Annotated in this window: 10 protein-coding genes; 4 read left to right on the top strand and 6 right to left on the bottom strand. The window is 41.1% G+C overall.

The window, feature by feature from the left end; genetic code table 11:
• Positions 1–216: 216 nt before the first annotated feature.
• Positions 217–810, top strand: a complete 594-nt coding sequence (locus ABLA76_RS15240; RefSeq protein WP_348988571.1) for a lytic polysaccharide monooxygenase — start codon at positions 217–219, stop codon at positions 808–810.
• Positions 811–1,058: 248 nt separating this feature from the next.
• On the top strand, positions 1,059–1,454 hold the full coding sequence (locus tag ABLA76_RS15235; RefSeq protein WP_047769350.1) for a VOC family protein: 396 nt from the start codon (positions 1,059–1,061) through the stop codon (positions 1,452–1,454).
• 151 nt (positions 1,455–1,605) lie between these two features.
• Here the strand turns inward: ABLA76_RS15235 and ABLA76_RS15230 are convergent, their stop codons facing one another.
• The 6 genes from ABLA76_RS15230 to ubiG form a co-directional block, all read right to left on the bottom strand.
• Positions 1,606–2,040 (bottom strand): lysozyme, encoded by a 435-nt coding sequence (locus tag ABLA76_RS15230; RefSeq protein WP_285810051.1) that lies wholly within the window; start codon positions 2,038–2,040, stop codon positions 1,606–1,608.
• An 808-nt stretch (positions 2,041–2,848) separates the two neighbouring features.
• The gene (locus ABLA76_RS15225; RefSeq protein ID WP_348988570.1) at positions 2,849–3,622 is read right to left on the bottom strand and encodes an N-acetylmuramoyl-L-alanine amidase; all 774 of its coding nucleotides are present in this window, start codon (positions 3,620–3,622) and stop codon (positions 2,849–2,851) included.
• Between the two features lie 222 nt (positions 3,623–3,844).
• Positions 3,845–4,111, bottom strand: a complete 267-nt coding sequence (yfaE, locus tag ABLA76_RS15220; RefSeq protein ID WP_047769355.1) for a class I ribonucleotide reductase maintenance protein YfaE — start codon at positions 4,109–4,111, stop codon at positions 3,845–3,847.
• Position 4,112: 1 nt separating this feature from the next.
• Complete coding sequence (nrdB, locus tag ABLA76_RS15215) at positions 4,113–5,243, bottom strand: class Ia ribonucleoside-diphosphate reductase subunit beta (protein ID WP_348988569.1); 1,131 nt, start codon at positions 5,241–5,243, stop codon at positions 4,113–4,115.
• A 12-nt stretch (positions 5,244–5,255) separates the two neighbouring features.
• Positions 5,256–7,547 carry a class 1a ribonucleoside-diphosphate reductase subunit alpha gene (nrdA, locus tag ABLA76_RS15210; protein ID WP_047769359.1) on the bottom strand — a complete coding sequence of 764 codons (2,292 nt, stop codon included), beginning with the start codon at positions 7,545–7,547 and terminating at the stop codon, positions 5,256–5,258.
• A gap of 429 nt (positions 7,548–7,976) precedes the next feature.
• Complete coding sequence (ubiG, locus tag ABLA76_RS15205; RefSeq protein WP_348988568.1) at positions 7,977–8,711, bottom strand: bifunctional 2-polyprenyl-6-hydroxyphenol methylase/3-demethylubiquinol 3-O-methyltransferase UbiG; 735 nt, start codon at positions 8,709–8,711, stop codon at positions 7,977–7,979.
• 209 nt (positions 8,712–8,920) lie between these two features.
• Between ubiG and gyrA the strand changes: the two genes are divergently transcribed.
• Together gyrA and rcsC are read left to right on the top strand one after the other, a co-directional pair.
• Complete coding sequence (gene gyrA / locus ABLA76_RS15200) at positions 8,921–11,545, top strand: DNA topoisomerase (ATP-hydrolyzing) subunit A (protein WP_348988567.1); 2,625 nt, start codon at positions 8,921–8,923, stop codon at positions 11,543–11,545.
• A 163-nt stretch (positions 11,546–11,708) separates the two neighbouring features.
• The coding region (gene rcsC, locus ABLA76_RS15195) for a two-component system sensor histidine kinase RcsC (protein WP_348988566.1) at positions 11,709–14,544 on the top strand (2,836 nt) is incomplete at its 3' end.

The following is a 14,544-nucleotide window of genomic DNA, read 5'->3' as shown; positions in this document are numbered from 1 at the left end:
CTTACTGTCCGTAATCGCGTCAGAGCAAACGACAATTATATCTTTCTGGCATACATCTATCATAAATTAAGTATTTATAATTATATAATTTTGTTATAAATATTTCTGTGCATTTCCATATATAAGAAATTTAAATTTCATTAATGACTAATATAATAATAAGAAAATAAATTCACTTATTTTACAGTTAAGTAAGGAAAAAATAGGAACTTCATCATGAATATTAAAAAGTCTCTACTTTTAGTAGGATTAACGGCCTTTGGTGCTATCCCATTCTCTAGTATTGCTGAACCAGATTCAAATCATGGATATGTCGATACACCGCCAAGCAGGGCACTTTTATGCCAAAAAGGTATCAATAAAAACTGCGGACCTGTCATGTATGAACCACAATCGGTTGAAGGTCCCAAAGGCTTCCCACAAGGGGGACCACCAGATGGACAAATCGCCAGTGGTGGTGTTGCTCAATTCAAACAACTCAATGAACAAAGTACAGACCGCTGGCATCATGTCACTATCAATAAAGGAATCAACCAATTTAAATGGACAATAACAGCCCGGCATAGCACCACTTCATGGCAATTCTATATTACCAAACCTGGCTGGGATCCAAATAAACCTCTAACACGTGCACAATTTGATCTAAAACCCTTCTGTGAGCACCTTGATAATGGAAAAAAGCCAGGCCAAACTGTCTCATTGGACTGTGATATTCCCGATCGCTCAGGCTATCATGTTATTCTCGGCGTGTGGACAATTGCTGATACCCCCAATGCTTTCTATCAAGTTATTGATGTTGATATTAAATAATATTTTTAATTACACTGACATTTTATTTATAAATATACCAACCCAACTTCAAGATGCGTGTTATATTTCCCCGCTCAGCGGGGAAATATAAGGCCTCGCGGCGTCTTGCGGGTTGCAACTTGACGTTTATCGAGTATATTATATGAGCACAAAAAGTGCTGGTAAATGACCAGCACTTTTTCTAAAAAAATAAAAATGCTTTTCAGATATGATCTATTCACCCAAAACAACTCTACACATAGAAAAATATGAAAAAATCAACAATTCTTAGGATTGCCCGACCAACAGATAATCTTACTAAAATTGCAGAAATGTATTGTCACGGCTTAGATTTTATCATACTAGGAGAATTCAAAGATCACGATGGTTTTGATGGTATTATGCTAGGGCATCCCAACCATTCCTGGCATCTTGAATTTACTCATCACCACAATACACATGTTGGTAAAGCCCCAACTAAAGATAATTTATTAGTATTTTATATAGAAGATGAACTTGAATGGCAAGAGCATGTAAAATCAATGCAAAATGCCGGGTTTATTCTCATTCATTCTTATAATCCTTATTGGGATAAAAGCGGAAAAACTTTCGAAGATAGCGATGGTTATCGTGTTGTATTACAACATGGTACATCAGAGATTTAGTTATTTATTTTACGATTAATTGTTTATTCACAGGATTACGTCCTTACCATATTGGTCATTCATTTATTAGGCTATTAGCAATAATCTGATTAGACTTCTATTTTTTATTTCTGATAGCCTAAAAAACCACCATGATACTTATTTGATCATGTTATGATAAGAATGTTTTTTGCTCAGATTCCCTTCGCATACGCAAAGCTGCTAACGCTCTCCCATCGGCACGATCCCATTTCACAAACTCTTTTGCTGCACCTTGGTAATCACCGGTATTCAATTTTTTCAATAATGTTGAATGAGCAAAATTACCGATCCCTAAATTGAAAATAAATGAGCATAACGCATCAAATTGCCCTTGTGTTAGAGGTACTTTAACTAACTGCTCAATGGCGGCATAAACAGGGATAAGATCTTGATGTAAATATCCCTCAGCCTGTTGCGTAGTTATCACTTGTCCAGGCTCTACTCCTTTTGTATGACCATATCCAATTGTCCACGGTGCTGCTCCAGTGGCAGGATCTGGATATGCTCTCAATTTCAAGCCTTCATAGCTTTTAAGTTTATTAATACCATTTTCACTGATCTTCATTCATTTTCCCCGCTACCAGATTGAGCACCAAGATTATTTTGGTCTAAAAAACAACCCAGAAATCAAGTTTAGATGAAAAAACAACCAGCAATGCTACAATTATATTCGGTGATAAAATCCCCACAAAAAAATAAAAAAATCCGTTAAATATCAATAAATTATTATTTTATACAAAAATTTTTTAATTTTTAAAAATTACTTTAATAAATATCTTGACTCTTTTGCTTTTGAGCATAAAATCTTTCTCAGAATTTAGATTTTCGTGAAGTAAATCACAATTTATAACCATCAAAGGAAATCATCATGAAATCTGTAAAATCTTTCCTCTCAAATGTACACTGCGTTGTTATCCGGTTATCAGCAACTCGTTTTATGTAAGAGCTGCTACAATATAAAAATAAGCCAGTCAAAAACTGGCTTATTTATCGTCGTTACAGCCTTAAGGCAAGTGCTTTCTTGTCTATTTCATTATTGACACGCTATTCATTGAAGAACTTCTGTTCCGAAAGATTAGTCTTATAAGACTCATAAATTTCAAGGCGTAATACTGCGGCAAGGCAACATCCCTCAGTAACTTTGATAATAGCTAAGTCACTGAGAATGTTATCAGGTGAGAGAACAGCCAACAAAGCAGCAACCTGTAAAATCAAAATGAAGGTATAGAGTTCATGGAATTTCTATGCTGACTGGCTTGCAGTGTTCAACTTCAAGATGCGTGTTATATTTCCCCGCACAGCGGGGAAATATAAGGCCTCGCGCCGCCTTGCGGATTGCAACCTGAAGTTTATCGAGTATATTTCATCAGAAATCAGAATTTATTATCACAGTATTTTTCAACCAAGGCATATAAAATGGCGATAGTTTCTATATCTGGTACACCATCATAATGTGACGAACGGAAGTGCATTTGAAATGCTTTCAATAAAGATTGAAAATTTTCTTTTTTTTCTGCCCCTGTGATGTCATAACCATAACGCTTAAACTTTTCTAAAATCTTAGTGACATCAGGCAGGCAATGCCCGAATTGTTCAATATATTTTTGCTTAGTTTCTTCGTCATACCATGCTCCAACTCCCGCATCATAGAGTTCTTTCCACGGAAAAAAGGGGCCTGGATCGGTTTTTCTTTGCCATGCAATATCTGAATGCCCTACAACATGAGTCGGTTTAATATCCGGGTAACGTTGTAATATATTGATGGCTAACTCTTTGATTGCTGCAACTTGCTCAGGGTGATAAGGAGGGAAAGTGAAAACGCCATCATCATCACTGGCCTCATTCACAATCTCAATACCTATGGATGTATCATTCAACCCTTCTCGCCCATCCCAATAACTTATTCCTGCATGCCAGGCCCTTTCAAGTTCATCAACCAAATTGAATATGTGAATTTTATCAAATCCAGCCGCTTGGTAAGTTGGATCATCTGGGTTTGGAACCAGGTAGTGAGCACTGACAAGTTCCCCGGTCAGCGCCTGAATAGATTTCTCAAAGTTCAAAGCAGTGTAGTGCATAACTAAGAAGCGGGAACGTCTGTTAAAACTTTTGGTTGAACGATATGAATTATAATCAATTTTATACATTATTGTGCCCCTTTATTTGGTTTTGCTATGTAACACTGTAAGTATTAAATTACCTCCAATCCGTTGTTGCCAACAGCATAAAAGGAACAAACTTAGCAATAAAGGTATTTGTTTGTTTATTTATTTTTGGAACATCGTGAAGAGGCAGATGGAAAAATGGTGAGGATATGGACATACCGTCGTGATAATCGATATGCCCACGATCAGGAATATTAAAGGAAATTATGGCTCAATTTCAATATCTGTCAGTGGATAACAGCTACAGGGTAAAATTTCCCCTTCATTAACAAATGCCAGTGGCTTACAAGGATATCCAACCTTGCCCTTCACCAAGCGAACACGACAAGAACCGCAATACCCTTGCCGACATTGGTATTCAAGCTGAACTTTGCCATGTTCCAGTGCTTCCAACAAATTGTCGTGCAAACCTGAAGAGTAATGGATATATAACCCCTGCCGTGACGGCAGGGTGACTTTATAATCAGCCATATCAGAGTTCGAAACCGCTGAGATCCTCAGTATTGACTTCCGAATCAATCTGACCAACCAGGTAAGAGCTGACTTCGACTTCCTGTGGAGCCACTTGGACATTATCAGAAACCAGCCATGAATTGATCCAGGGGATCGGATTAGAACGGGTTTCAAACGGTAACTTCAAGCCCACTGCTTGCATACGAATATTGGTGATATATTCAACATACTGGCACAGAATATCTTTGTTCAGGCCGATCATAGATCCATCTTTAAACAAATAATCAGCCCACTCTTTTTCCTGCTCGGCGGCCAGTACAAACAGATCGTAGCACTGTTGTTCACACCCTTTGGCAATTTCCGCCATTTCAGGATCATCCTGACCGGAGCGTAACAGGTTCAACATGTGCTGTGTTCCCGTTAAATGCAATGCTTCATCACGAGCAATCAGTTTGATAATTTTGGCGTTACCTTCCATTAATTCACGTTCAGCAAAAGCAAATGAGCACGCAAAACTGACATAGAAGCGGATAGCCTCCAAGGCGTTAACGCTCATCAAGCATAAGTAAAGTTGCTTTTTCAATTCACGCAGATTAACGGTAATAGTTTTGCCTGCAACATCATGCGTTCCTTCACCGAACAGATGATAATAGTTGGTCATCTCGATCAGATCATCGTAATACGCGGAAATGTCTTTGGCGCGTTTTAAAATCTCTTCGTTCTCCACAATATCATCAAATACGATGGAAGGATCGTTCACGATATTACGGATAATATGTGTGTAAGAACGCGAGTGGATCGTTTCTGAAAACGACCACGTTTCAACCCATGTTTCCAATTCAGGAATGGAAATCAATGGCAGAAAAGCCACATTCGGGCTACGGCCCTGAATGGAATCCAATAACGTCTGGTATTTTAGGTTGCTAATGAAAATATGCTTTTCATGATCCGGCAATGCGTTATAGTCAATGCGATCACGGGCAACATCCACCTCTTCTGGACGCCAGAAGAAGGAGAGTTGTTTTTCAATCAACTTCTCAAAAATAGGATATTTTTGCTGATCAAAACGCGCCACATTAACAGACTGACCGAAAAACATCGGTTCTTGTAGCTGATCATTCTTTACTTGTGAAAAAGTGGTATAGGACATAGTTTCCTCAAATTAAATCTTACACGCGCCGCCTTCACAATCGGAATCTGCTGACTCAACGACTTCTTCCAGATCACCTTGAACGTCTTCTGCTCCATCACGGGTGTTGTGGTAATACAATGTTTTCACACCATATTTGTAAGCGAGCAGCAAATCTTTCAGCAATTGGTTCATCGGAACCTTGCCATTAGGGAAACGCGCCGGATCATAATTCGTATTGGCAGAAATCGACTGATCGATAAATTTCTGCATGATCCCTACTAACTGTAGGTAACCATCGTTGCTCGGCATTTGCCACAGCAGCTCGTAAGCACCTTTCAGAAGCTCGTAATCTGGTACAACCTGACGCAAGATACCGTCTTTGGATGCTTTTACACTGATATAACCACGCGGGGGTTCAATGCCATTGGTCGCATTAGAAATCTGCGAAGAAGTCTCTGATGGCATCAATGCAGACAAAGTTGAGTTACGCAAGCCATATTGTTGAATGTCACGGCGCAGAGCTTCCCAATCCATGTGCAAAGGTTCGCTGGTCAGGGTATCCAGTGTCTTTTTATAAGTATCAATCGGCAAAATACCTTGTGCATAAGTGGTTTCACCAAACCACGGACAAGTACCTTTCTCTTTCGCCAATTCGTTTGACGCTTTTAACAGATAATACTGCATCGCTTCAAATGTTTTGTGAGTCAGGTTGTTAGCGCTGCTATCAGAATAACGTACACCGTGTTTCGCCAGATAATAAGCGAAGTTAATTACGCCAATTCCCAGCGTTCGACGCCCCATTGAGCCTTGTTTTGCAGCGACAATCGGATAATCCTGATAATCCAGCAAGGAATCCAGCGCACGAACGGCCAACTCCGACAACGCTTCCAATTCACTCAGATTTTCGATGGCTCCCAAGTTGAAAGCAGACAACGTGCACAGCGCAATTTCACCATTTTCATCGTTAATATTGTCCAGCGGTTTAGTTGGCAATGCAATTTCTAAGCACAGGTTCGATTGACGCACAGGTGCAATAGCCGGATTAAATGGGCTGTGAGTATTGCAGTGGTCTACGTTTTGGATGTAAATACGGCCTGTTGAAGCACGCTCTTGCATCATCAAAGAGAACAATTCAACTGCTTTAATGCTCTCTTTACGGATACTGCTGTCATTTTCATACTGTGTGTACAGGCGCTCAAATTCTTCCTGATCTTCAAAGAATGCATCGTACAATCCCGGAACATCAGACGGGCTAAACAGAGAAATGTCTCCGCCTTTAATCAGGCGCTCATACATCAGTTTGTTAACTTGTACACCGTAGTCCATGTGACGAACACGGTTACCTTCAACACCACGGTTGTTCTTCAGTACCAGCAGGCTTTCAACTTCCAGATGCCAAAGCGGATAGAACAGCGTTGCGGCACCGCCACGCACACCACCCTGAGAACACGATTTCACCGCCGTCTGGAAATGTTTGTAGAATGGGATGCAACCTGTGTGGAACGCTTCACCATCACGGATTGGGCTACCCAATGCACGGATGCGCCCCGCATTTATGCCTATGCCGGCACGCTGGGAAACATATTTAACAATCGCGCTGGATGTCGCATTGATAGAATCCAGGCTGTCACCACACTCAATCAGGACACAAGAACTAAATTGGCGAGTGGGAGTGCGAACTCCCGCCATGATTGGCGTCGGCAGCGAAATTTTAAAGGTAGACACCGCATCATAGAAACGACGGATATAGTCCAACCGCGTTTCTTTTGGATAAGAGGAAAACAGGCATGCAGCAACCAGCATGTAGAGGAACTGGGCACTTTCGTAAATCTCACCAGTTACACGATTTTGTACTAAATACTTCCCTTCCAGCTGCTTGACCGCTGCATAAGAGAAATTCATATCACGCAAATGATCAATAAAACTATCCATTTGCTCAAATTCTTCTTTGGAATAGTCTTCCAGCAAATGTTTGTCGTATTTACCCAGGTTAACCATTTTTACGATATGGTCATACAGCGCAGGTGGCTCAAACTGACCATAAGCTTTTTTACGCAGGTGGAAAATAGCCAGGCGTGCCGCCAGATACTGATAATCAGGAGCATCACCGGAGATCAGGTCAGCCGCAGCTTTAATCATGGTTTCATGGATATCCGATGTCTTGATGCCATCGTAAAATTGAATCTGGGAACGCAGTTCTACTTGTGACACTGAGACATTTTTCAGACCTTCAGCAGCCCAGGCAACAACCCGGTGAATTTTATCAAGATCAATTTGTTCTTTATGTCCATCACGTTTGGTAACTAGCAGACTCTGGTTCATGGGGAAATACACCTTCTCTCTTTTCGTATCCCGCCTATATTGTTCCTTGACCTCTTGACAGCACGATGCCCCCAAGATGGCTGATCGCCAGTTGGGGCTTAACTGCAATTCACTATTGTTTTGCGACTGCTTATTGCGACTTGCTACTACATACTGACTACATCACAAGTTGCTACTACAAGATGACAAGAAACACAATATATAGGGGGCAATTAAAACGGTAATAACAAGATAATGTTATTTCCGAGTTTTATCAAGTGTACAAGATCGAGAAGTTTTGTGGATAACTTGAGGATTAATTTTGGCAAAAAGCCGATAACCTGCGTAGTTACTTGATGTTACTTTCATAAGGCTATCGGCGAAACAGGGAAAATAAAATCTTAAAAATAATATTTAGTTGCTGTTTTATTAATCCCTTAACAGTCTTTGTCAGACAGATCGAGTGTGCAGCATATAATTCACGTCTACATTATATCCAAGTCGAAATTTGTCTGTTAACGGGTTATAATGTAATCCAATAATATGTTGCTCTTTCAGAGCAGTCTTATCTATCCAACTGATCAGTTCAGAAGGGCGAATAAACTTTTTCGCATCATGTGTTCCTTTTGGCACCATGTTCAATATATATTCAGCGCCAACAACTGCCATCAACCAGGCTTTTCGATTGCGGTTAATCGTTGAAAAGAAAACATGACCACCAGGTTTGACTAATTTAGCACAGGCATGCACTACAGACTCTGGATCGGGTACATGTTCAAGCATTTCCAGGCAAGTCACAACATCATAAGCATGTTGGTGTTGTTCTGCGTGACTTTCTACCGTTTCCTGAACATAAGAAACGGAAACGCCGGATTCCAATGCATGCAAACGGGCAACTTGTAGGGGTTCAAAACCCATATCCAACCCTGTCACTTCCGCACCTTCACGCGCCATGCTTTCCGACAAGATACCGCCGCCACATCCAACATCCAGCACTTTTTTGCCAAACAGGCCATCAGCATGCTGCAAAATGTAGTTCAGACGCAGTGGATTGATACGGTGCAATGGCTTGAATTCACCTTCAAGATCCCACCAACGAGAGGCAACGGCTTCAAATTTTTCGATTTCCTGCTGATCCACATTGGCATGGGATTGAATGTGTGAATCGGGAGTTTTGACGTTCATCAGCAATATCGCTCCTAGAAACTGCTTCACAGCAAACTGGTTCACAGCAAACTGGTTCACAGAAAATGTAACAGTATTATGGGGATGTGTGATAGGAAACTATTATACATGCCTTAATCTTGAAATACCCGTGTCAGATTTTTATAAAACTGCCATTTTGTGGTATAATTCTAAGCCTTTGAATTCGGAGTATGAGGGACAGTGGCTCCATGAGCGACATTGCCAGAGAAATCACACCGGTCAATATCGAAGAAGAGCTGAAAAGCTCGTATCTGGATTATGCGATGTCCGTTATTGTTGGACGCGCACTGCCAGATGTTCGTGACGGACTGAAGCCAGTACACCGCCGCGTACTTTTCGCGATGAATGTATTGGGAAATGATTGGAATAAACCTTATAAAAAATCTGCCCGCGTAGTTGGGGATGTTATCGGTAAATACCACCCACATGGTGACAGCGCTGTTTATGACACGATTGTTCGTCTGGCACAACCATTCTCCATGCGCTATATGCTGGTTGACGGTCAGGGGAACTTTGGATCAGTAGATGGCGATTCTGCGGCAGCGATGCGTTATACCGAAGTGCGCATGGCAAAAATTGCCCATGAATTGCTGGCAGACCTGGAAAAAGAAACTGTCGACTTTGTGCCCAACTATGATGGCACAGAACAAATTCCCGAGGTAATGCCAACTCGTATCCCCAATTTACTGGTGAACGGTTCATCAGGGATTGCTGTCGGTATGGCAACCAACATTCCACCTCATAACTTATCTGAGGTGATCGATGGCTGCCTGGCTTACATTGATGATGAAAACATCAGCATCGAAGGCTTGATGGAGTATATCCCGGGTCCTGACTTTCCGACGGCTGCTATTATCAACGGACGCCGTGGCATTCAAGAAGCCTACCGTACAGGCCGTGGTAAAATTTATATCCGCGCCCGTGCAGAAATTGAAACTAATGAGAAAAATGGCCGCGAAACCATTATCGTCAATGAAATCCCTTATCAGGTCAACAAAGCCCGCCTGATCGAAAAGATAGCCGAACTGGTCAAAGATAAGCGCATTGAGGGGATCAGTGCACTGCGTGATGAATCCGATAAAGATGGAATGCGCATCGTTATCGAAGTAAAACGGGATGCTGTTGGTGAAGTTGTCCTAAATAACCTGTATTCACTGACTCAATTACAGGTTTCATTTGGTATCAATATGGTTGCCCTGCATCAGGGACAGCCTAAGTTACTTAACCTGAAAGATATTCTTTCTGCTTTTGTTTGCCACCGCCGTGAAGTCGTGACACGCCGGACGATTTTCGAACTGCGCAAAGCTCGCGAACGCGCCCATATCCTTGAGGCATTGGCTGTTGCCCTGGTGAATATCGATCCTGTTATCGAATTGATCCGCAGAGCCTCCACGCCTGCTGAAGCGAAAGCCAGCCTGATTTCCCAGGCGTGGGAATTGGGTAATGTTGCCTCTATGCTGGAACAAGCAGGTGACGATGTTGCCCGCCCTGAATGGCTGGAACCCGAATACGGTATCCGTGGCGGTAAATATTACCTGACCGAACAGCAAGCACAGGCCATTTTGGATCTGCGTCTGCAAAAACTGACTGGTCTTGAGCATGAAAAACTGCTTGATGAGTATCGTGATCTACTGAAAGCTATCGCGGAACTGCTGTTTATTTTGGAAAACCCAGAACGCTTGATGGAAGTCATTCGTGAAGAATTGCTGGTTATCAAAGGGCAATATAACGATGCCCGCCGGACTGAGCTAACTGAGAATTCAGCCGATATTAACATCGAAGACCTGATTACTCAGGAAGATGTTGTCGTGACACTGTCTCATCAAGGATATGTCAAATATCAGCCACTGTCCGATTACGAAGCCCAGCGTCGCGGTGGCAAAGGCAAATCAGCCGCACGTACCAAAGAAGAAGATTTCATTGAGCGTTTGCTGGTAGCCAATACCCACGATACCATCCTTTGCTTCTCAAATAAGGGCAAGCTGTATTGGATGAAGGTCTATCAATTGCCGGAAGCAAGCCGTGGAGCACGCGGTCGTCCAATTGTCAACCTGCTGCCATTGGATCAGAATGAGCGTATTACCGCTATTTTACCCGTGCGTGAATATGAAGATGGGCTGAATATCTTCATGGCAACAGCCAGTGGTATTGTTAAAAAAACCAGACTCAGCGAATTCAGCCGTCCACGCAGTGCCGGCATCATTGCCGTAAATCTGAATGAAGGGGATGAGCTAATCGGCGTTGACCTGACAGACGGCAGCAATGAGGTTATGCTGTTCTCTGCACAGGGCAAAGTTGTCCGTTTCCTTGAAGAAGAGGAAGAAACGCTGGAAGACGGTACGGTTCGCGTAAAAGGTGTACGTGCAATGGGGCGCACCGCAACTGGGGTTCGTGGTATCAAACTCAGTAAAGGTGATAAAGTTGTTTCCCTGATCATTCCTCGTGGGCAAGGAGAAATCCTGACCGTCACTGAAAATGGTTATGGCAAGCGTACTGCCGAAAGCGAATACCCGACGAAATCGAGGGCGACCCAAGGGGTCATTTCCATCAAAGTCAGCGAACGTAATGGCAATGTGATCGGCGCAATTCAGGTAGAACCGACTGATCAGATCATGATGATTACTAATGGAGGAACATTAGTACGAACCCGTGTTTCTGAGGTCAGTGTTGTTGGCCGCAATACGCAAGGGGTCACTCTGATCCGCACAGCCGAAAACGAACAAGTCGTTGGCTTGCAACGCGTAGCTGAACCAGATGACGATGATGAAAATGACAATGTCGCGGAGCCTTCTGATGAAGGGAATCGCGAATAAAAAGACCGTGAGTTAAAAGAGAAGCAGGCATTTAAGTGCCTGCTTTTTTGTTCAATTTTTTGACGAAGAATCAGCAGGATGCAAATGCTGCTTTGTATTCCCTGCTACACTAGTATATGCTGTGAACAGTTATTATTAATCATATATTTCATCAGGCGATCTCTTGAGATATCTATCTTCTTTTCGGACGTCATTAAAGATATCACGTTATCTTTTTCGGGTGCTTGGATTTATGCTATGGGCGCTTGGAGCCTTATTAACCAGCTTTTATTTGACAAATCTTTTTAATGCACTCAAATCAGATATTCGTCAAGAATATAATGCCAACTATGATATAGCCTTTTCCCACATACGACATATCGCCAATATTTTGCGAGATATTCAATTTATGGCGGAAAATCGCTTATCACAGAATAATGATAAAAATCAAACAATCGTATCGCATAATAACGATATTCTCTCGTACATTCCTTTGAATGAGAATTCCGATTGTGAACTATTACGTAAAACCACACATAATAATTTATATTCATTAGATCAGTTGATTGCATTTTGGCGAGATAATGTTGCCGCTATACGCAGTGTAAATCAGACTTTTTTCATTGGAGTAAAAAGCAAATGCATGGTGAACTTTTTTCCTCATAACAATATCACAGAGCCTGATGCACTAAAAAAAATGATCGCCGAGAATACCCGCAGGTTGATCAACATGAGAGAACAAAACAACGAAAGAACTCTCTTTTGGATCCAACCTAATCCCAAAGGGGATGGCGGTAATCTTTATGTTTTTACGCCTATTTATATTAATGGCCACATGACAGGGATCATAGGTATCGAAAAATCTATCAGATTAGAAACTTTTTTGCAAAAAAGGGAGCGGCCTGTTACAGTCATGATGCTAAATGAATCAAATCAGCCCGAATTGCAATTTTCGATAAAGACAAATAATAAACCCCTCGTTATAAATTCAAACTCACAGCCGATGTATTTTGGTTACGATGAAAATTTTACCAGCTTAGTATTAATGCGGAATCTATCGCCCTCTTCATTACGCATTATTTACTCATTGCCGCTAAAACATATTTACGATGAACTGAAAGACAGTGCAATTAATGGTATCATCCTGAATATTATTTCCGCAATTGCGATTATCTTTTTTATTTGGCTGTTTGAACGTAAAATGTTTTCTCCAGCTGAGGAAAATGCTATTCGCCTTGAAGAACATGAGCAGTTTAACCATAAAATTGTCGCCTCTGCCCCTGTGGGGATAAGTATTTTAAGGATCCGTGATGGCGTTAATATCTTGAGTAATGAGTTAGCTCATAATTACACTCGAATGTTGACGTATGAAGATCAAAAACGCATTGTTGATATCATTTGCGATAGAACCAGTAGCTATATTGATGTCGTCACCAGTAACAATAATCACTTGCAAATTAGTTTTGTACACTCACGTTATCGTAATGAAGAAGTCGCAATCTGTGTACTGATAGATGTCAGCACCCGTGTAAAAATGGAAAAATCTTTGCAGGAAATGGCCTCAGCAGCAGAACAAGCTAACCAGGCAAAATCGATGTTCCTTGCCACAGTCAGCCATGAATTAAGAACACCACTATATGGCATTATTGGTAACCTGGAGTTGATGCAATCTCATACATTACCACCAGAATCTACCCGATTACTGGCAACAATGAATAATTCATCATCATTATTGTTGAAAATCATCAGTGATATTCTCGACTTCTCGAAGATAGAATCCAAGCAATTGAAAATTGCCCCCAAGGATTTCAGTTGCAAAGAGATCCTGTCACATGTGATTTCAAACTACCTTCCCTTGGTTGTCAAAAAAGGCTTAGGCTTGTACTGCTATATTGAACCAGATATCCCTGATATCATCCATAATGACCCGGTAAGATTACAACAAATTATCTCCAATTTGCTGAACAATGCGATCAAATTCACGGCATCTGGCTACGTTGTTATTGAAATCAGCTCAAGGCATGGCTACCTATATATCAGCATTAAAGATACCGGGCTTGGGATCGAGGATAAATTACAATTCCAGTTATTTGAGCCATTCTTCCAAATCAGTGCCAATAAAGAAAGTTATTCACAAGGTACAGGATTGGGGCTGGCTATTTGCGAAAAACTCATTAATTTGATGGATGGGGATATTGAATTCGTCTCACAAAAATATGTTGGCAGTATCTTTTCTATCCGCCTCCCTTTATATGGTGTGAAATACCATGCCAAACAATTATCCAACCAGCGGACTCAAAAACGGATTTTGTTAAATATTCGCAATGATTTTCTAGAAAAATATTTGCAAAATTTTCTTACACAAAATCATTTCCAGGTTTCCCTCTATGACGAAAGCCAAGTAGATGGCACCGAAATACTAATTAGCGATCGAGCTAATAAACCAAAAATTTCTGTATGCTACTTTATAGAAATATCAGAGAAACATATTGGTTCGCCAGAACAAATTAGAGAAAATCATTGGTTATATAACACTTATGAACTGAATGAACTGCCTAATATGTTGGATAATCTCCTGGCAGACCAGGCTTTCTTGCCAGGTATTTCTGTATCAACAATCCCTGTTACAGATAAAACCGTCCAAACTGATATTTGTTTAAATACAGTTAAGGTATTGGTCGTTGATGACCATCCTATTAATCAGAACTTACTGGCCGACCAATTAAACTCAATAGGATTTAGTGCATCAATGGTTAACGATGGCATTGAAGCCATTGAATATCTTAAAAACAACTCACCAGATATTATTCTAACGGATGTTAACATGCCAAATATGGATGGATATGAACTTGCCCAATACTTAAGGGACAAAGGTTATACCAAACCCATTATCGGCATCACTGCCAATGCACTGGCAGAAGAAAAACAGCGTTGTGCTAATGTGGGCATGAATGACTGCCTGTCAAAACCTGTAACACTGGCTATATTAAAAGAAACATTAATTAACCCGAATTCTGGAT

It is taken from the genome of Xenorhabdus sp. SGI240, from assembly GCF_040081915.1.
Classification (GTDB): Bacteria; Pseudomonadota; Gammaproteobacteria; order Enterobacterales; family Enterobacteriaceae; genus Xenorhabdus; species Xenorhabdus bakwenae.
This window is presented reverse-complemented; position numbering and strand designations above follow the sequence as displayed.